We start from the raw sequence: 19,629 nt of genomic DNA, 5'->3' as shown, positions 1-19,629 counted from the left end.
ACGAATGGGAATGATTATTTTTGGAATGGCATACCGAGCAATGCAAGTAATTCACGAGCTTCCTCGTCTGTTTTCGCAGTTGTAACGATCACGATATCCATACCGCGAACTTTGTTTACTTTATCGTAATCAATTTCAGGGAAAATTAATTGTTCTTTTACACCTAATGTGTAGTTTCCGCGTCCGTCGAATGATTTTTTAGAAACACCACGGAAGTCGCGAACACGCGGTAAAGAAACGGAAACGAGCTTATCAAAGAACTCGTACATACGCTCACCGCGAAGCGTTACTTTCGCACCGATTGGCATTCCTTCACGAAGGCGGAAGCCAGCGATTGATTTTTTCGCACGTGTAACAACTGGTTTTTGACCAGAAATTAACGCGAGTTCTTCCACTGCGTTATCTAACGCTTTTGCGTTTTGTACCGCATCACCAACACCCATGTTGATGACGATTTTTTCGATTTTCGGAACTTGCATCACAGATTTATAGTTAAACTTGCTCATCAGAGCAGGAACAACTTCTTTCAAATACTTTTCTTTAAGGCGGTTCATTTGAGTACCTCCCTTCCTCAGTCACTTCATTATTTGTCTAAAATTTCACCAGAACGTTTCGCATAGCGAACTTTTTTACCGTCAACCACTTTGTATCCAACACGAGTTGGTAATCCTGTTTTTGGATCAAGAGGCATTACGTTTGATACGTGGATTGGCGCCTCTTGGCTGATGATGCCGCCTTGTGGATTTGCTTGAGAAGGTTTTACGTGTTTTTTCACGATGTTTACACCTTCAACAAGCACTCGGTTTTTCTTTGGAAACGCAGCAAGAATAACGCCTTGTTTTCCTTTATCTTTACCAGAGATCACTTGTACTTTATCACCTTTTTTTACATGCATCTGAATCGCACCTCCTTAAAAGGCTTTTCCTTTTCATTAAATCACTTCTGGAGCTAAAGAAACGATTTTCATAAAGTCTTTTTCACGTAATTCGCGAGCAACTGGTCCGAAAATACGTGTACCACGTGGGCTCTTGTCATCACGAATGATTACGCAAGCATTTTCATCAAAACGGATGTAAGAACCGTCTGTACGGCGCACGCCACGTTTTGTACGAACGACAACCGCTTTAACAACTTGACCTTTTTTAACAACGCCACCTGGTGTTGCATCTTTAACTGTCGCCACAACGATGTCGCCAACGTTCGCATAACGACGACCAGAACCACCTAGCACTTTAATGACAAGCACTTCACGTGCACCAGAGTTATCAGCAACTTTCATACGAGTTTCTTGTTGAATCATTGACGAAACCTCCTTTCGGATTTGTATCCATCATCCCGAACAATATTAATTAAACGATAACAGCTTTTTCAACTACTTCAACAAGACGGAAACGTTTTGTCGCAGAAAGAGGACGTGTTTCCATAATTTTTACGATGTCGCCCACTTTTGCTACGTTGTTTTCGTCATGTGCTTTATATTTTTTCGAATACTTTACGCGCTTGCCGTAAAGAGGATGCTTTTTATAAGTTTCTACAAGAACCGTAATTGTTTTATCCATTTTATCGGAAACAACACGGCCGACGAGAACTTTACGATTGTTGCGTTCACTCATTGTGCGAACCTCCTCTCGATATCAATTATTTATTAGCAGCGATCTCTCTTTCGCGAATCACAGTTTTCATACGCGCAATCGCTTTGCGTACTTCACGAATACGAGCTGTATTCTCTAATTGACCTGTTGCCAATTGGAAGCGAAGGTTGAATAACTCTTCTTTCAACGCTTTAATTTTTTGTTCAATCTCGGCAGTGGTAAGTTCACGAATTTCTTTAGCTTTCATTTGATTCACCACCAATTTCTTCACGTTTTACGAATTTGCATTTGATTGGAAGTTTGTGAGAAGCAAGACGCAACGCTTCACGAGCTACTTCTTCAGAAACTCCCGCGATTTCAAACATCACTTTACCAGGTTTCACAACAGCTACCCAACCTTCAGGAGCACCTTTACCGGAACCCATGCGCACTTCAAGTGGTTTTGCTGTATATGGTTTTGAAGGGAAAATTTTAATCCATACTTTACCGCCACGTCTCATGTAACGAGTCATCGCACGACGAGCAGCCTCGATTTGACGGTTTGTGATCCATGCTGGCTCTAACGCTTGTAAGCCGTATTCACCAAAATGTACTTCTGTACCGCCTTTCGCGCGACCTTTCATGCGACCGCGATGTTCACGACGATATTTTACGCGTTTTGGCATTAACATGATTAATTTCCTCCTTCCTCAGTTTTCTTTTTCGTAGGAAGGACCTCTCCACGATAAATCCATACTTTCACGCCGATTTTTCCGTATGTTGTGTCCGCTTCCGCTGTCGCGTAGTCGATGTCAGCGCGAAGAGTATGAAGTGGAACTGTTCCTTCGCTATAATGTTCTGAGCGAGCGATATCTGCTCCACCTAAACGACCAGATACCATTGTTTTAATTCCTTTTGCACCTGCGCGCATTGTGCGTTGGATTGCTTGTTTTTGCGCACGACGGAATGATACGCGGTTTTCAATTTGACGCGCGATATTTTCTGCAACAAGTTTTGCTTCTAAGTCTGGCTTTTTAATTTCAACAATGTTGATATGAACGCGTTTGCCAGTTAGTTCGTTTAACGCTTTACGAAGCGCTTCAACTTCAGATCCACCTTTACCGATAACCATTCCTGGTTTCGCTGTATGGATCGTAATGTTTACACGGTTTGCTGCACGCTCGATCTCAATGCGAGAAACAGCTGCATCGCTTAAGCGCTTTGTGAGGTATTCGCGAATTTTAAGATCTTCGTGTAAAAGGTCCGCGTAATCTTTTTCAGCGTACCATCTTGATTCCCAATCACGGATAATACCGATGCGAAGACCGATTGGATTTACCTTTTGACCCACTGATTATCCCTCCTTCTTTTCTGAAACGACGATCGTGATATGGCTTGTGCGTTTGTTAATTGCGCTCGCACGACCTTGTGCACGAGGACGGAAACGTTTCAATGTTGGTCCTTCGTTCACGTAAGCTTCCGTAACAACGAGCTTGTTAACGTCCATGTCATAGTTATGCTCTGCGTTTGCGACTGCAGATTTTAATACTTTCTCGATAATTGGAGAAGCAGCTTTTGGTGTATGGCGAAGAATCGCAACTGCTTCACTCACTTGCTTTCCTCGAATTAAATCAATGACTAAACGAGCTTTACGAGGAGCAATTCGAACCGTTCTAGCAACAGCTTTAGCTTGCATAAATGAAGCCTCCTCTCATATTAACGTTTTGTTTTCTTGTCATCAGCAGCGTGACCTTTGTATGTGCGCGTTGGCGCGAACTCACCGAGCTTATGACCGACCATGTCCTCTGTGATGTAAACTGGAACGTGCTTACGACCATCGTAAACAGCGATTGTGTGACCAATGAATTGTGGGAAAATTGTCGAACGACGAGACCATGTTTTGATCACTTGTTTTTGTCCAGTTTCATTCAATTTCTCGATTTTTTTCATTAAATGATCATCACAAAAAGGACCTTTTTTCAAGCTGCGACCCATAAGTGAACCTCCTTTCGTGATTGCTCTACGGTTCTTTTGAACCGTAGCTCAACCCCGTTATTTTTTACGACGACGTACGATGAATTTATCGGATTTATTTTTCTTCTTACGCGTTTTGAATCCAAGTGTTGGTTTACCCCATGGAGTCATTGGAGACTTACGTCCGATTGGTGCTTTACCTTCACCACCACCATGTGGGTGATCAACAGGGTTCATAACAGAACCGCGAACTGTTGGACGAATGCCTAACCAACGAGCGCGTCCAGCTTTACCGATGTTCACAAGCTCATGTTGTTCATTACCAACTTGACCAACTGTCGCGCGGCAAGTTGCTAAAATCATACGAACTTCACCTGAAGATAAACGAACAAGTACGTATTTACCTTCTTTACCAAGCACTTGTGCAGATGTACCTGCAGCACGTACTAATTGTCCGCCTTTACCAGGTTTTAATTCGATGTTATGAATAACTGTACCGACTGGAATGTTTGCTAAAGGTAATGCGTTACCTACTTTAATGTCCGCATCTGGACCTGACATAACTTCCATGCCAACTTGTAAGTTTTTCGGTGCGATGATGTAACGTTTTTCACCATCAGCGTAATGAATTAAAGCGATGTTCGCAGAACGGTTTGGATCGTATTCGATTGTAGCAACGCGTCCTGGAATGCCATCTTTATCGCGTTTGAAGTCAATAATACGATATTGACGTTTATGACCGCCACCTTGGTGACGAACAGTTAATTTACCTTGGTTGTTACGACCACCTTTTTTCTTTAAAGGCGCAAGCAACGATTTTTCCGGCTTATCTGTTGTAAGCTCAGAGAAGTCTAAAACCGTCATACCACGACGACCGTTAGACGTTGGCTTATATTTTTTAATCGCCATGTCCGTTTCCCTCCTTCACTTTTAAACTTATACTTCAAATAGTTCGATTTCTTTGCTGTCTGGCGTTAACGTAACAATCGCTTTGCGGCGGCGGTTTGTTAATCCGCTATAACGACCAACACGTTTGAACTTTCCTTTATAGTTCATAATGTTGACCTTCGCTACTTTCACGCCGAAGATCGCTTCGATCGCGTCTTTTACTTCTGTTTTGTTCGCTTTCACATCAACTTCGAACGTATATTTTTTCTCAGCCATTAACTCTGTTGAACGTTCAGTAATGACGGGGCGCTTAATAATATCGCGAGGATCTTTCATTATGCAAGCACCTCCTCTACTTTTTCCACAGCAGCTTTCGTAATGACAAGCTTGTCGTGGTTGAGTACATCAAGAACGTTAATTCCGCTTACTGTCACAACTGTTACTCCTGGAATGTTGCGAGCTGAAAGAATTACGTTCTCATTCGCATCTGCTGTTACAATTAACGCTTTGCGATCAACAGAAAGGTTGTTTAAGATTTTAACCATTTCTTTTGTTTTTGGTGCTTCAAGCGTTAAGTTATCTAATACAACGATGTTGTTTTCAAGCACCTTTGAAGATAATGCTGATTTAATTGCTAAGCGACGAACTTTTTTCGGAAGTTTGTAGCTGTAGCTGCGCGGAACTGGACCGAATACAATACCACCGCCACGCCATTGTGGAGAACGGATCGATCCTTGACGAGCGCGTCCAGTACCTTTTTGACGCCATGGTTTACGGCCACCGCCGCTTACTTCTGCACGATTTTTTGTTTTATGAGTTCCTTGACGTAAGGAAGCACGTTGCATAATTACCGCTTCAAATAACACATGTTTGTTCGGTTCAATACCAAATACGGCATCGTTTAATTCGATTTCGCCGATGTTTTCTCCGTTTTGGTTATACAATGCTACTTTTGGCATTGGGTATTTCCTCCTTTCTTAAAGAAATTATTTCGCTTTAACCGCGCTTTTAATAATAACAAGCCCTTTGTTTGGACCTGGTACGTTTCCTTTAATTAAGATTAAGTTGCGTTCTGGATCTACTTTCACAACTTTTAAGTTTTGTACTGTTACACGCTCGCCACCCATGCGACCTGGAAGTTCTTTTGATTTAAATACACGGTTTGGAGCGATTGGACCCATTGAACCAGGACGACGATGGTAACGAGAACCGTGAGCCATTGGTCCACGAGATTGTCCATGGCGCTTAATTACACCTTGGAAACCTTTACCTTTTGACGTACCTGTTACGTCAACGATTTCACCTTCGTTGAAAATGTCCACTTTCACTTCTTGACCTACTTCATATTCTGCAAGATTCACACCACGAATTTCACGAATGAAGCGCTTAGGTGTGGTGTTTGCCTTCGCAGCATGACCTTTTTGAGGCTTGTTCGCTAACTTCTCACGCAAATCTTCGAAACCTAATTGAATCGCTTCGTAACCGTCGTTTTCAACTGTTTTCTTTTGAAGAACTACGTTTGGAGTAGCTTGAATGACCGTTACAGGAATAAGATCTCCGTTTTCAGCGAACACTTGAGTCATGCCGATTTTTCTTCCTAAGATTCCTTTCATCTTTCACACCTCCTATATCGCAATTACAACTTGATTTCAATATCGACACCAGACGGTAAGTCTAAACGCATTAAAGAATCTACTGTTTGTGGAGTCGGATTGACGATGTCAATTAAGCGTTTATGTGTGCGCATTTCGAACTGTTCACGAGAATCTTTGTATTTATGAACCGCACGTAAGATCGTGTACACCGTTCTTTCAGTTGGTAACGGAATCGGTCCAGATACAGTTGCGCCTGAACGCTTTGCAGTTTCCACAATTTTTTCAGCAGATTGATCAAGAATTCGATGATCATACGCTTTTAAACGAATACGAATTTTTTCTTTTGCCATTATTTTCCCTCCTTCTTCGCCTATTTTTAAAATAGACATTCTCCATGGAAATTCCCTTCACACTCGCCATGGCAAAGCGGCCGGGTGTGTCAGCAACCTTCCACTTCATCGCAGTCAAAGACCAACGTTTATTATTATATATAAATTTCATGGCCAATGCAAGCTTTTTATTTCTTTTCTCAACAAACTGCCTTTCCCATTATACATATTTCACAACTAATTTTCAATGGAACAAAAAAATAAGTGGTCTAGCTTATCGCTAGACCACTTTCATCCATTACTCGATGATTTCAGATACAGAACCTGCACCTACTGTACGTCCACCTTCGCGGATCGAGAATTTTGTACCTTCTTCGATCGCGATTGGAGCGATTAATTCTACTGTCATTTCGATGTTGTCGCCAGGCATAACCATCTCAACGCCTTCTGGAAGTTGGATGATACCTGTTACGTCCGTTGTACGGAAGTAGAATTGTGGACGGTAGTTAGAGAAGAATGGAGTATGGCGTCCACCTTCTTCTTTTGTTAATACGTAAACTTGTGCTTTAAATTTTGTGTGTGGAGTGATTGTTCCTGGTTTCGCTAATACTTGACCGCGTTGTACTTCGTCACGAGAAACACCGCGAAGAAGCGCACCGATGTTGTCACCAGCTTCAGCTTGGTCAAGAAGCTTACGGAACATTTCAACACCTGTAACAGTTGTTGCTTTTGGCTCTTCAGAAAGACCGATGATTTCTACTTGGTCACCAACTTTTAAGATACCGCGCTCAACGCGACCTGTAGCAACTGTACCACGACCAGTGATTGAGAATACGTCCTCAACTGGCATCATGAATGGTTTGTCAACTTCACGTTGTGGAGTTGGGATGTACTCATCAACAGCGTTCATAAGCTCGATGATTTTTGCTTCCCAAGCTGGATCTCCCTCAAGTGCTTTTAACGCAGAACCTTTAATTACAGGAACTTCGTCTCCAGGGAAGTCGTATTCAGATAATAGATCACGAACTTCCATTTCAACAAGCTCTAAAAGCTCTTCGTCGTCTACCATGTCGCATTTGTTTAAGAATACAACGATGTAAGGTACGCCTACTTGGCGAGAAAGAAGAATGTGCTCACGAGTTTGTGGCATTGGACCGTCAGCAGCAGATACAACAAGGATCGCGCCGTCCATTTGCGCAGCACCTGTGATCATGTTTTTCACGTAGTCAGCGTGACCTGGGCAGTCAACGTGTGCATAGTGACGGTTGTCAGTTTCATACTCAACGTGTGCAGTTGAGATTGTAATTCCGCGCTCGCGCTCTTCTGGAGCAGCGTCGATTTGATCATACGCGCGTGCTTCTGCTTTACCTTGTTTCGCAAGAACTGTTGTGATTGCAGCTGTTAAAGTTGTTTTACCGTGGTCAACGTGGCCGATTGTACCAATGTTGACGTGTGGTTTCGTGCGTTCGAATTTCGCTTTAGCCATTATAATATCCTCCTTAGTGTTTTTTTATAAGTATAGAATGCTCGGAAGTGAAAGTGCACAGCACGTCCACTTCCAAGTCTTACATAAGTATTTATACTTGAACAATGCTAGAAAATCAATTATTCACCTTTATTTTTTTTGATGATTTCCTCAGCAATGCTCTTCGGAACTTCTTCATAATGGTCAAATACCATTGTGAACGTTCCGCGACCTTGTGTATTTGAACGCAATGAAGTTGCGTATCCAAACATTTCAGAAAGTGGAACCATCGCGCGAACAACTTGTGCGTTACCGCGAGCTTCCATACCTTCGACGCGACCGCGACGAGAAGTGATGTCACCCATGATGTCACCTAAATATTCTTCAGGGACGATGACTTCTACTTTCATGATTGGCTCAAGCAATACAGGGTCACATTTTGCTGCTGCGTTTTTCAACGCCATTGAAGCAGCGATTTTGAACGCCATTTCGCTTGAGTCAACATCGTGGTAAGAACCGTCGAATAGCTTCGCTTTAATGTCGACAACTGGATATCCAGCAAGGACACCGTTTTGCATCGCATCTTCAAGACCTGCTTGGATTGCAGGGATGTATTCTCTCGGAACAACCCCACCGACGATCGCATTTTCGAATTCGAAGCCTTTTCCTTCTTCGTTTGGCGAGAACTCGATCCAAACGTGACCGTATTGACCGCGACCACCAGACTGGCGCACAAATTTACCTTCAACTTGTGCAGACTTACGGAATGTTTCACGGTACGCAACTTGCGGAGCACCAACGTTTGCTTCGACTTTGAATTCGCGACGCATACGGTCAACGATAATATCAAGGTGAAGCTCACCCATACCTGCGATGATTGTTTGACCTGTTTCTTGGTCTGTCCACGCACGGAATGTTGGGTCTTCTTCTTGAAGTTTTTGTAACGCTGTGCTCATCTTGTCTTGGTCAGCTTTTGACTTCGGTTCGATCGCGATTTGAATAACTGGTTCTGGGAATTGCATAGACTCCAAGATTACTGGGTCTTTTTCATCACACAAAGTATCACCAGTTGTTGTATCTTTTAAACCTACAGCTGCCGCAATGTCACCCGCATAAACTTGTGCAATCTCTTCGCGGTGGTTTGCGTGCATTTGTAGAATACGACCGATACGTTCACGCTTACGTTTTGTTGAGTTCAACACGTAAGAACCAGAGTTTAATGTACCTGAGTACACGCGGAAGAACGTCAACTTACCAACGTAAGGGTCTGTCATAATTTTGAACGCTAACGCTGCAAATGGAGCATCGTCACGCGCTTCACGAACTGTTTCTTCTTCTGTATCAGGAACAGTTCCTTTGATCGCAGGAATGTCGACTGGAGATGGTAAGTAGTCAACAACTCCGTCAAGCATTAATTGAACACCTTTGTTTTTGAATGCAGAACCACAGAATACAGGGAAGAATTGAACAGAAACTGTCGCTTTACGAATGGCAGCTTTTAATTCTTCTTTCGTAATTTCTTCCCCTTCTAAATACTTCATCATTAATTCTTCATCAAGTTCTGCAACCGCTTCGATTAACTTACCGCGGTATTCTTCTGCCATATCACGATAGTCTTCAGGAATCTCGATGCGCTCGATATTTTTTCCTAATTCATCGTGATAATGATATGCGCACATTTCAACAAGGTCGATGATACCTGTGAATTGATCTTCTGCTCCAATCGGTAATTGAACAGGGTGCGCATTCGCTTGTAAACGATCATGAAGCGTGTTAACAGAGTATAAGAAATCCGCGCCAATCTTGTCCATTTTGTTAACGAAAACGATACGTGGAACGCCGTATGTAGTCGCTTGGCGCCATACTGTTTCTGTTTGCGGCTCTACGCCTGATTGTGCGTCTAATACCGCGACTGCACCGTCTAATACACGCAATGAACGCTCAACTTCTACCGTGAAGTCGACGTGTCCAGGTGTATCGATGATGTTAATACGATGGCCTTTCCATTGAGCAGTTGTCGCCGCAGATGTAATTGTAATTCCGCGTTCTTGTTCTTGCTCCATCCAGTCCATCGTTGCTGCGCCCTCATGAACTTCACCGATTTTATGAACGCGTCCTGTGTAGAAAAGGATACGCTCTGTCGTTGTTGTTTTACCGGCGTCAATATGGGCCATGATTCCAATATTGCGAGTGTTTTCCAAGGAGAACTGTCTTGCCATATGGATTTTTTCTCCTTCCTTAAATGAAGTATCGTAATTTTATTTGCATATAGGAATATAGGCGAATGAGCGATGGGCATGCTTTTTTATTTTCAACCGCATCGCTCTCACCTATTCTTAATTTAACGAAAAAATTACCAACGATAGTGTGCAAACGCTTTGTTTGCTTCTGCCATTTTGTGTGTATCTTCGCGTTTCTTCACAGCTGCACCTGTGTTATTTGCAGCATCCATGATTTCGTTCGCTAAACGCTCTTCCATCGTTTTTTCTCCACGAAGACGAGCGTAGTTAACGAGCCAACGAAGACCTAATGTTGTACGGCGCTCTGGGCGCACCTCAACAGGAACTTGATAGTTTGCACCACCAACACGGCGCGCGCGAACTTCAAGAACTGGCATAACGTTTTTCAACGCTTGCTCAAACACTTCCATTGGATCTTTACCTGTGCGCTCACGAATGATATCGAACGCTGTGTAAAGAATTTTTTGCGCTTTACCTCTTTTACCGTCAATCATAATTTTATTGATTAAACGTGTAACTAGCTTTGAATTGTAAATTGGATCTGGTAACACATCTCGTTTAGGAACCGGACCTTTACGTGGCATAGTTTTTCCTCCTTTCAGTAAAAATCAGCGAAAAATGATACATGTTATTTCTTAGCTGCTTTTGGTTTTTTCGCACCGTATTTCGAACGACCTTGCATACGGTTCGCTACACCTGCAGTATCTAAAGCACCGCGAACGATGTGGTAACGTACCCCTGGTAAGTCTTTTACACGTCCACCGCGAATTAATACAACGCTGTGTTCTTGTAAGTTATGACCGATACCTGGGATGTAAGCTGTTACCTCGATACCGTTAGATAAACGTACACGGGCATATTTACGAAGCGCAGAGTTTGGCTTCTTTGGTGTCATTGTACCTACACGTGTACATACTCCACGTTTTTGCGGAGAGTAAACAGTTGTTTGAACTTTTTTGAAGCTGTTATACCCTTTATTTAACGCAGGTGATTTAGATTTCACTACCTTTTTTGTACGACCTTTGCGTACAAGCTGGTTAATTGTAGGCATGGTAAATTTCCTCCCTTCACAATTAAATTCAAGCCCACACATCCAGGTGGCTCATTTTTATGCAAAAACAAAGTTTTTGTAGTAAACCCACAAAAACAGTTTTTAACGAATGATCGCAACAGCCGCTGCTCCTACATCGATTTTGCATGCTTTCCCGAGCTTTTTCATCGAGTCCACTTTATAAACAGGCACATTCGCTACATTCGCAGCTTCCATCACTTTGTCAATGATCGCTTTATCCGCATCTTCTGCGATCACAAGTTCATGTACCTTTCCATCTTTCAGAGCTCGTACTGTTTGTTTTGTTCCTACAATAATTTGTTTAGCCTGTGCGACTTTTTCATAAGACATGTAACATATCCTCCAAAGTGACAGGTTTTCGGAACACCTTTATTATGCTATCACTTTCTAAGAGCTGTGTCAACTATATTTTTTTAACCTATTGCTAGCGTCATTTGCTAGCAATAGGTTGAGCATTATTTTGTTGTAACAGCATCTTCATCTTTTTTCGTTTTAATAACTGGTTTTACTTTGCGATAGCGTGCCATTCCTGTTCCTGCCGGCACAAGTTTACCAATAATGACGTTTTCTTTTAATCCAAGCAATTCGTCGCGTTTTCCTTTGATCGCTGCATCTGTTAAGACGCGTGTCGTTTCTTGGAATGATGCTGCAGACAAGAACGAGTCTGTTTCAAGCGACGCTTTTGTAATTCCGAGTAATACTGGGCGAGCTGTTGCCGGACGTTTCCCTTCCATCAACACTTTCGCATTTGCATCCGTAAATTGATGAATATCGAGCAACGTTCCAGGTAATAAGTCCGTATCGCCTGCGTCAATGACGCGAACTTTTCGAAGCATTTGGCGAACCATAACTTCGATATGTTTATCGCTAATTTCTACCCCTTGCATGCGGTATACTTTTTGCACTTCACGCAACAAGTACTCTTGAACAGCATTCATATCTTTGACTCTCAATAGTTCTTTCGGGTCGATCGAACCTTCTGTTAGTTCTTGACCACGTTCAACTTTCTGTCCTTCTTGTACTTTGAGACGTGCGCTATAAGGGGCTGTATACGTACGTGTCTCGACTTCGCCTTGAATGACGAGCTCACGTTGACGATCACGCGTTTCATTAATAGCCACAACAACGCCATCAATTTCTGAAATGACCGCTTGCCCTTTCGGATTACGCGCCTCAAACAATTCTTGTACGCGCGGTAAACCTTGTGTAATATCGTCTCCTGCTACCCCACCTGTATGGAACGTACGCATTGTCAGCTGTGTACCTGGCTCACCGATCGATTGTGCCGCGATAATACCAACCGCTTCACCAACTTCAACTTCCGCACCAGTTGCTAAGTTGCGTCCGTAACATTTTTTACATACACCATGACGTGTGTTACATGTAAATGCCGAACGAATCCACACTTCTTCAATGCCAGCTTTTACAATAGCATTTGCGATATCTTCTGTAATCATTTCGTTTTCACGCACAAGCACTTCGCCTGTTTCCGGATGTTTCACCGTTTTGCGTGCGTAACGTCCAACGAGACGCTCTTCAAGTTTCACAATCACTTCTGTACCGTCTTTTAACGCACGAATTAACGTACCGCGGTCTGTGCCGCAATCGTCTTCACGAATAATGACATCTTGTGCAACGTCAACGAGACGACGTGTTAAATAACCAGAGTCAGCGGTTTTTAACGCCGTATCGGCAAGACCTTTACGCGCCCCGTGAGTCGAAATAAAGTACTCAAGTACCGTTAATCCTTCACGGAACGAAGATTTAATTGGAAGCTCGATAATACGCCCTGCTGGGTTCGCCATTAATCCGCGCATACCTGCAAGCTGCGTAAAGTTCGATGCGTTACCACGGGCTCCCGAGTCACTCATCATGAAAATTGGATTTCGCTTATCAAGCGACTCCATTAAGCGGCCTTGAATTTTATCTTTTGCCGCACTCCAAATCGAAATGACACGTTCATAACGCTCTTCATCCGTAATTAAACCGCGTCTAAATTGTTTTAATACCGTATCAACTTTCGCTTGCGCTTCTTCTAAAATTTCTTGTTTTTCCGGCAAGACGACAATATCAGCTACACCGATGGTGATACCTGCTTTTGTTGAGTATTTAAAGCCAAGATCTTTCATACGGTCAAGCATTTTAGACGTTTCTGTAATTTTGAAACGTTTAAATACTTCCGCAATGATGTTACCAAGAATTTTCTTCTTAAACGGCGGAACGAGTTCGCGTTTGCGAATTTCTTCTTTCACGTTCACACCTTTATCAAGGAAATATTTATCTGGTGTTCGTTCTTCAATGTTTTCTTGCGTCGGTTCATTAATATATGGGAATGACTTCGGCAAAATTTCATTGAAGATTAACTTTCCGACAGTCGTTACAAGCAACTTATTATTTTGTTCTTCTGTAAACGTTTCGTTTTTCAGCGAACCTGCATGAACCGCAATACGTGTATGCAGATGAACATAACCGTTATGGTAAGCCAGCAACGCCTCATCCGTATCTTTAAACACCATTCCTTCGCCGACTGCACCTTCACGTTCCATCGTTAAATAGTAGTTTCCTAAAACCATGTCTTGCGAAGGAGTAACAACTGGTTTTCCGTCTTTCGGGTTTAAAATATTTTGCGCCGCAAGCATAAGTAGACGTGCCTCAGCTTGTGCCTCTGCCGAAAGCGGTACGTGCACAGCCATTTGGTCGCCGTCAAAGTCTGCGTTATAAGCAGTACATACAAGCGGATGCAAGCGGATTGCACGACCTTCTACAAGCGTCGGCTCAAACGCTTGAATACCAAGACGGTGAAGCGTTGGTGCACGGTTTAATAGCACTGGATGTTCTTTAATGACAGACTCTAAAACATCCCAAACTTCTGGGTGAACGCGCTCAATTTTCCGCTTCGCGCTTTTAATGTTGTGCGCTAAGCCACGTTCTACTAATTCTTTCATAACAAACGGCTTAAACAATTCAAGCGCCATTTCTTTTGGCAAGCCGCATTGATACATTTTTAAGTTCGGGCCGACAACGATTACCGAACGACCAGAATAGTCAACGCGCTTACCGAGCAAGTTTTGACGGAAACGACCTTGCTTTCCTTTTAACATATGAGAAAGCGATTTAAGCGGACGGTTTCCTGGTCCTGTGACCGGGCGGCCACGACGACCGTTATCAATTAGCGCATCAACCGCTTCTTGAAGCATTCGTTTTTCGTTTTGAACAATAATGTTCGGCGCTCCAAGGTCTAATAGACGCTTTAAACGGTTGTTCCGGTTAATGACTCGACGATATAAGTCGTTTAAGTCAGATGTCGCAAAACGTCCGCCATCTAACTGTACCATCGGGCGCAACTCCGGCGGAATAACCGGAAGCACATCTAACACCATCCACGATGGGTCGTTACCAGAGTTACGGAACGCTTCGAGCACTTCGAGACGTTTAATCGTGCGAGCACGACGTTGTCCTTGTGCTGTTTTTAGCTCTTCTTTTAACGTCTCTACTTCTTTTTCAAGATCGATATCTTGTAACAGTTTTTTAATTGCCTCTGCACCCATTGAAGCTTGGAATGAATTTCCGTACTTCTCGCGATATGCACGATACTCTTTTTCAGAAAGCAATTGTTTCTTTTCTAATGGCGTATCGCCTGGATCGGTCACGACGTAAGATGCAAAGTAAATGACTTCTTCTAGCGCACGAGGGGACATGTCTAAGACAAGTCCCATGCGGCTAGGAATTCCTTTAAAGTACCAAATATGTGAAACAGGGGCTGCTAGTTCAATATGACCCATGCGCTCACGGCGAACTTTTGCACGTGTCACTTCAACACCGCATCGGTCACAAACGACACCTTTATAACGAACGCGCTTATATTTTCCGCAATGACATTCCCAGTCTTTTGTCGGACCAAAAATGCGTTCGCAAAACAGACCATCTTTTTCAGGTTTTAATGTTCGATAGTTAATCGTTTCTGGTTTTTTAACTTCACCATACGACCAAGAACGAATTTTCTCGGGTGAAGCGAGTCCGATCTTCATATATTCAAACTTATTTACATCTAACAAGGGGCCTACCTCCCTTTTAATATCCCAGGTTTTACCCTTATGTCCAAACGCTATTCTTTTACAACAACGCCTTCATCTTCTTTGGCTGACTCATCTGTAGGTGGGATGATGTCAACTGGTTGCACGTCATCATCTTCCCCGAAGTTTTCCATGCTAATTTCTTTTTCATCGCTTGATAATACTGTTACGTCCATACCTAAGCTTTGCAGCTCTTTAATTAATACTTTGAAAGATTCAGGAACGCCTGGTTCTGGAACGTTTTCACCTTTCACGATCGCTTCGTACGTTTTCACACGACCAACGACGTCGTCTGATTTGACAGTTAAAATTTCTTGCAACGTGTAAGCTGCACCGTATGCCTCAAGCGCCCATACTTCCATCTCACCGAAACGCTGACCACCAAACTGCGCTTTTCCACCGAGCGGTTGTTGCGTAACAAGTGAATATGGACCTGTCGAGCGAGCATGTAACTTATCGTCAACCATGTGCGCGAGCTTAATCATATACATAATACCGACAGAAACACGATTATCAAACGGCTCTCCTGTCCGTCCGTCATATAAAACTGTTTTCGCATCGCGCGCCATTCCTGCCTCTTCTAACGTTGCCCATACATCTTCTTCGCGAGCACCGTCAAATACAGGTGAAGCGACATGAAGGCCTAGCTTTCTCGCCGCCATTCCGAGATGCAATTCGAGCACTTGCCCGATATTCATACGCGAAGGTACGCCTAGCGGGTTTAACATGATATCAACCGGTGTACCATCTGGTAAAAACGGCATATCTTCTTCAGGTAAAATGCGCGAAATAACACCTTTATTTCCGTGGCGACCTGCCATTTTGTCACCTTCAGAAATTTTCCGTTTTTGTACAATGTACACACGAACAAGCTGATTCACGCCCGGTGGCAACTCATCGCCATCTTCGCGAGTAAACACTTTAACATCAAGAACGATTCCGCCTCCACCGTGCGGTACGCGTAAAGACGTATCTCGAACTTCACGCGCCTTCTCTCCGAAAATCGCATGAAGTAACCGTTCTTCAGCTGTTAATTCCGTAACCCCTTTTGGTGTTACTTTTCCAACGAGCAAGTCGCCATCTTTTACTTCTGCACCGATGCGTACAATTCCGCGTTCATCTAGATTGCGAAGCGCATCTTCACCGACGTTTGGAATATCGCGCGTAATTTCTTCTGGACCGAGCTTCGTATCGCGCGCTTCAGATTCGTATTCCTCAATATGAATAGACGTATATACATCGTCTTTAACGAGACGCTCGCTCATAATAATCGCGTCTTCGTAGTTGTATCCATCCCATGTCATAAACGCAACAAGCACGTTGCGACCAAGCGCTAATTCACCTTTTTCCATCGATGGACCGTCAGCTAAAATCTCACCCTTCTCCACGATATCTCCTGCTTTAACAATCGGGCGTTGGTTGTAGCACGTTCCTTGGTTTGAACGAACAAACTTCAACAGACGATATTTATCTAAGTCACCTTTGACTTCTTTTCCATCGACTTCGATTAAACGGCGCACCCAAATTTCTTTCGCTTCAACTCGCTCAACGATTCCGCGATGTTTACAAATAACCGCTGCTCCAGAATCTTTTGCTGCGACATACTCCATTCCTGTACCAACGATTGGCGCCTCCGGCTGCATAAGCGGAACAGCTTGACGTTGCATGTTCGCACCCATAAGCGCACGGTTTGAGTCATCGTTTTCTAAAAACGGAATGCACGCTGTCGCTACCGACACAACTTGTTTTGGAGAAACGTCTACATAATCCACACGATCGCGCTTAACAACGATATTTTCACCACGGAAGCGAGCAACAACGTTTTCTTCTAAAAATGTTCCATCTTCCGCAATCGGAACGTTCGCTTGGGCAACGACGTAATTATCTTCCTCATCCGCCGTTAAATAGTCAATTTGATTCGTTACTTTCCCTGTTTCAGGATCGACTCGGCGATAAGGAGTTTCAATAAAACCAAATTTATTCACTTTCGCATATGTGGAAAGCGAGTTAATTAATCCGATGTTCGGACCTTCTGGCGTTTCAATCGGACACATGCGTCCATAGTGCGAGTAGTGAACGTCACGCACTTCAAAGCCTGCACGTTCACGCGTTAAACCACCTGGACCAAGGGCAGAAAGACGACGTTTATGTGTCAATTCTGCAAGTGGGTTTGTTTGGTCCATGAATTGCGATAACTGCGAGCTTCCGAAAAACTCTTTAATAGCCGCAATGACTGGGCGAATATTAATGAGTTGCTGTGGTGTAATTGTGTTTGTATCTTGAATGGACATCCGTTCACGAACGACGCGCTCCATGCGCGAAAGTCCGATTCGGAATTGATTTTGCAGCAACTCGCCAACAGAACGAAGTCGACGATTTCCTAAATGGTCGATATCGTCTGTATCACCGACTCCATGCAATAAGTTAAAGAAGTAGCTAATAGATGCAATAATATCTGCAGGTGTAATATGTTTTACCGTTTCTGGAATATATCCATTACTAATGACCGTGATGACTTTTTCGCCATCTGGATCGTTTGGAGCATAAATTTTGATTGCTTGCAAAGCAAATTCATCTTCGACAACGCCCCCAAGCGGTTGGTATTTGCGCATACCAATTCCTTTTTCAAGCTCAGGTAAAATGCGGTCGAGCGTTCTTCGATCAAGAACGGTTCCTTTCTCAGCAATCACTTCACCCGTTTCCGGATGAACGAGCGTTTCCGCTAAACGTTGACCAAATAAACGGTTTTTAATATGGAGCTTTTTGTTAATTTTATAACGACCAACACTTGCTAAATCATATCGTTTTGGATCGAAGAAACGAGAGATAAGCAAGCTTTTTGCGTTTTCAACGGTAGGCGGCTCCCCTGGACGTAACCGTTCATAAATTTCAAGCAACGCTTTTTCTGTACTTTCTGTATTGTCTTTTTCTAACGTATTACGAATATACTCATTATCACCAAGTAAATCGACAATCTCTTGGTCCGAGCCAAAACCTAACGCTCGTAATAACACGGTTACAGGCAACTTACGCGTACGATCAATGCGAACGTAAACAACGTCTTTTGCATCTGTTTCGTATTCAAGCCATGCACCACGGTTCGGAATAACAGTAGCTGTAAAGCCACGTTTTCCGTTTTTATCTACTTTTCCGCTGTAATAAACGCTCGGTGAACGAACAAGCTGAGAAACGATAACACGTTCAGCACCATTAATAATGAACGTACCCGTTTCTGTCATTAATGGGAAGTCTCCCATAAATACATCTTGCTCTTTTACTTCACCTGTTTCTTTATTGATTAGGCGTACTTTCACCCGAAGCGGTGCTGCGTATGTAACATCGCGTTCTTTTGACTCTTCTACAGAGTACTTCGGCTCTCCTAAGCTGTAATCAATAAATTCTAGTGACAAATTTCCTGTAAAATCTTCGATCGGTGAAATATCTTGGAACATTTCACGCAATCCTTCGTCGAGAAACCACTGGTAAGAAGAAGTTTGAATTTCGATTAAGTTCGGTAACTCCAACACTTCACTAATGCGCGCATAACTTCTTCGTTGGCGGTGTCGTCCGTATTGAACTAGTTGACCTGTCAACTGATTCACCCCTCAAATCAAACATTAATAACTTGTCATCAGACAAAAAAGAAATGGTTTCTTATAAGAAAACCACATGTTTGACCTATTATATATTTTATAAGTTTTTCCTTTAAAACTAAAATTATACATACATACACAGCATACGTAAACTAAAAAAAATACACATTTAGCATTTTATAATGGTACCATACACAAAATTGAGCGTCAAGCTTTTTGTGCTCGAATAATAAAGTAACCTTTTTTCTTTTCCACAACATCAACTTCATCAAAAATCGTTTTTAACTTTTCTAATGCAGATGGAGCCCCTTGCTTCTTTTGAATGACAACCCATAACTGTCCGCCAGAAAGCAAGTAGTTTGCACTTTGTTCAAAAATCGAATGAACGACTGCTTTCCCAGCACGAATCGGCGGGTTTGTCACAATTGCAGCAAACGTTTCTTCTACTCGCTGAAATAAATCACTTATGTAAATTCGCGCATTTTCAATATCGTTTTGCTGCTTGTTTTTCTTCGCTAGTTCGATTGCTCGCTCATTTACATCAATCATATGCACCGTTCGATGCGGAAAATCTTTTGCTAACGCCAAACCGATCGGTCCGTATCCACAACCTACATCGAGAATATTTCCTGGCACATTCGGTTCAACAAATGTTTCAATTAGCAATCGCGAACCGAAGTCCACTTCTTTTTTTGAAAATACACCTTGATCGACCGTAAACAAAAACTGATGACCCCGCAACATATACGTCCATTGAAACGGCTTACTTTCTACAGTCGGCCGTTCAGTATAGTAGTGATCACCCATCGTTTTCACCTCTCTTTCCTTC

The 19,629-nt window shown here is 42.9% G+C and carries 22 protein-coding genes; all 22 read right to left on the bottom strand.

Going from position 1 to position 19,629, the window contains the following annotated elements; translation table 11 throughout:
- Positions 1-14: 14 nt before the first annotated feature.
- The 22 genes from rplE to K1I43_RS13520 all read right to left on the bottom strand — a co-directional run bounded on the left by rplE (position 15) and on the right by K1I43_RS13520 (position 19,607).
- Positions 15-554 (bottom strand): 50S ribosomal protein L5, encoded by a 540-nt coding sequence (gene rplE, locus K1I43_RS13625; RefSeq protein ID WP_003397677.1) that lies wholly within the window; start codon positions 552-554, stop codon positions 15-17.
- Between the two features lie 29 nt (positions 555-583).
- The gene (rplX, locus tag K1I43_RS13620; RefSeq protein WP_003397676.1) at positions 584-895 is read right to left on the bottom strand and encodes a 50S ribosomal protein L24; all 312 of its coding nucleotides are present in this window, start codon (positions 893-895) and stop codon (positions 584-586) included.
- 36 nt (positions 896-931) lie between these two features.
- Positions 932-1,300, bottom strand: coding sequence for a 50S ribosomal protein L14 (gene rplN, locus K1I43_RS13615; RefSeq protein WP_003397675.1), 369 nt, complete (start codon positions 1,298-1,300; stop codon positions 932-934).
- 49 nt (positions 1,301-1,349) lie between these two features.
- Positions 1,350-1,613, bottom strand: a complete 264-nt coding sequence (gene rpsQ / locus K1I43_RS13610; RefSeq protein ID WP_003397674.1) for a 30S ribosomal protein S17 — start codon at positions 1,611-1,613, stop codon at positions 1,350-1,352.
- Between the two features lie 25 nt (positions 1,614-1,638).
- On the bottom strand, positions 1,639-1,839 hold the full coding sequence (gene rpmC / locus K1I43_RS13605) for a 50S ribosomal protein L29 (RefSeq protein WP_003397671.1): 201 nt from the start codon (positions 1,837-1,839) through the stop codon (positions 1,639-1,641).
- Positions 1,829-2,263, bottom strand: coding sequence for a 50S ribosomal protein L16 (gene rplP / locus K1I43_RS13600; protein ID WP_003397670.1), 435 nt, complete (start codon positions 2,261-2,263; stop codon positions 1,829-1,831). Before rplP ends, rpmC begins: the two co-directional genes overlap by 11 nt.
- 2 nt (positions 2,264-2,265) lie before the next feature.
- Complete coding sequence (rpsC, locus tag K1I43_RS13595; protein WP_003397666.1) at positions 2,266-2,922, bottom strand: 30S ribosomal protein S3; 657 nt, start codon at positions 2,920-2,922, stop codon at positions 2,266-2,268.
- 3 nt (positions 2,923-2,925) lie between these two features.
- Positions 2,926-3,267 carry a 50S ribosomal protein L22 gene (gene rplV / locus K1I43_RS13590; protein WP_006322652.1) on the bottom strand — a complete coding sequence of 114 codons (342 nt, stop codon included), beginning with the start codon at positions 3,265-3,267 and terminating at the stop codon, positions 2,926-2,928.
- 20 nt (positions 3,268-3,287) lie between these two features.
- Positions 3,288-3,566, bottom strand: a complete 279-nt coding sequence (gene rpsS / locus K1I43_RS13585) for a 30S ribosomal protein S19 (protein ID WP_004888674.1) — start codon at positions 3,564-3,566, stop codon at positions 3,288-3,290.
- Positions 3,567-3,623: 57 nt separating this feature from the next.
- Complete coding sequence (rplB, locus tag K1I43_RS13580; protein ID WP_009361493.1) at positions 3,624-4,454, bottom strand: 50S ribosomal protein L2; 831 nt, start codon at positions 4,452-4,454, stop codon at positions 3,624-3,626.
- Between the two features lie 27 nt (positions 4,455-4,481).
- Complete coding sequence (rplW, locus tag K1I43_RS13575; RefSeq protein WP_009361492.1) at positions 4,482-4,769, bottom strand: 50S ribosomal protein L23; 288 nt, start codon at positions 4,767-4,769, stop codon at positions 4,482-4,484.
- Positions 4,769-5,392, bottom strand: a complete 624-nt coding sequence (rplD, locus tag K1I43_RS13570; RefSeq protein WP_009361491.1) for a 50S ribosomal protein L4 — start codon at positions 5,390-5,392, stop codon at positions 4,769-4,771. The genes rplW and rplD overlap by 1 nt, the downstream gene beginning before the upstream one ends.
- Positions 5,393-5,419: 27 nt before the next feature.
- Positions 5,420-6,046 (bottom strand): 50S ribosomal protein L3, encoded by a 627-nt coding sequence (gene rplC, locus K1I43_RS13565; RefSeq protein WP_009361490.1) that lies wholly within the window; start codon positions 6,044-6,046, stop codon positions 5,420-5,422.
- Positions 6,047-6,069: 23 nt separating this feature from the next.
- Positions 6,070-6,378, bottom strand: coding sequence for a 30S ribosomal protein S10 (rpsJ, locus tag K1I43_RS13560; RefSeq protein WP_009361489.1), 309 nt, complete (start codon positions 6,376-6,378; stop codon positions 6,070-6,072).
- A 277-nt stretch (positions 6,379-6,655) separates the two neighbouring features.
- A complete protein-coding gene (tuf, locus tag K1I43_RS13555; RefSeq protein WP_003397655.1) occupies positions 6,656-7,843 on the bottom strand; it encodes an elongation factor Tu in 1,188 nt (395 codons plus the stop codon).
- Positions 7,844-7,962: 119 nt separating this feature from the next.
- Positions 7,963-10,041, bottom strand: coding sequence for an elongation factor G (fusA, locus tag K1I43_RS13550; protein ID WP_009361488.1), 2,079 nt, complete (start codon positions 10,039-10,041; stop codon positions 7,963-7,965).
- Positions 10,042-10,175: 134 nt separating this feature from the next.
- Positions 10,176-10,646 (bottom strand): 30S ribosomal protein S7, encoded by a 471-nt coding sequence (gene rpsG, locus K1I43_RS13545; protein ID WP_003397653.1) that lies wholly within the window; start codon positions 10,644-10,646, stop codon positions 10,176-10,178.
- 44 nt (positions 10,647-10,690) lie between these two features.
- Positions 10,691-11,113, bottom strand: a complete 423-nt coding sequence (gene rpsL, locus K1I43_RS13540) for a 30S ribosomal protein S12 (RefSeq protein ID WP_003397652.1) — start codon at positions 11,111-11,113, stop codon at positions 10,691-10,693.
- Positions 11,114-11,215: 102 nt separating this feature from the next.
- The gene (locus tag K1I43_RS13535) at positions 11,216-11,464 is read right to left on the bottom strand and encodes a 50S ribosomal protein L7ae-like protein (RefSeq protein ID WP_009361487.1); all 249 of its coding nucleotides are present in this window, start codon (positions 11,462-11,464) and stop codon (positions 11,216-11,218) included.
- Between the two features lie 125 nt (positions 11,465-11,589).
- The gene (gene rpoC, locus K1I43_RS13530; RefSeq protein WP_019418661.1) at positions 11,590-15,189 is read right to left on the bottom strand and encodes a DNA-directed RNA polymerase subunit beta'; all 3,600 of its coding nucleotides are present in this window, start codon (positions 15,187-15,189) and stop codon (positions 11,590-11,592) included.
- Positions 15,190-15,239: 50 nt separating this feature from the next.
- On the bottom strand, positions 15,240-18,800 hold the full coding sequence (rpoB, locus tag K1I43_RS13525) for a DNA-directed RNA polymerase subunit beta (protein ID WP_009361485.1): 3,561 nt from the start codon (positions 18,798-18,800) through the stop codon (positions 15,240-15,242).
- 207 nt (positions 18,801-19,007) lie between these two features.
- Entirely contained in the window at positions 19,008-19,607 is a 600-nt protein-coding gene (locus K1I43_RS13520) for a class I SAM-dependent methyltransferase (RefSeq protein ID WP_026011876.1), read from the bottom strand.
- Positions 19,608-19,629: the final 22 nt, after the last annotated feature.

Origin of the sequence: Anoxybacillus sp. ST70, assembly GCF_019553625.1 — a bacterium.
GTDB lineage: Bacteria > Bacillota > Bacilli > Bacillales > Anoxybacillaceae > Anoxybacillus > Anoxybacillus gonensis.
Note: the sequence above shows the minus strand (reverse complement) of the source record. Positions and strands in the feature narration are given on the sequence as shown.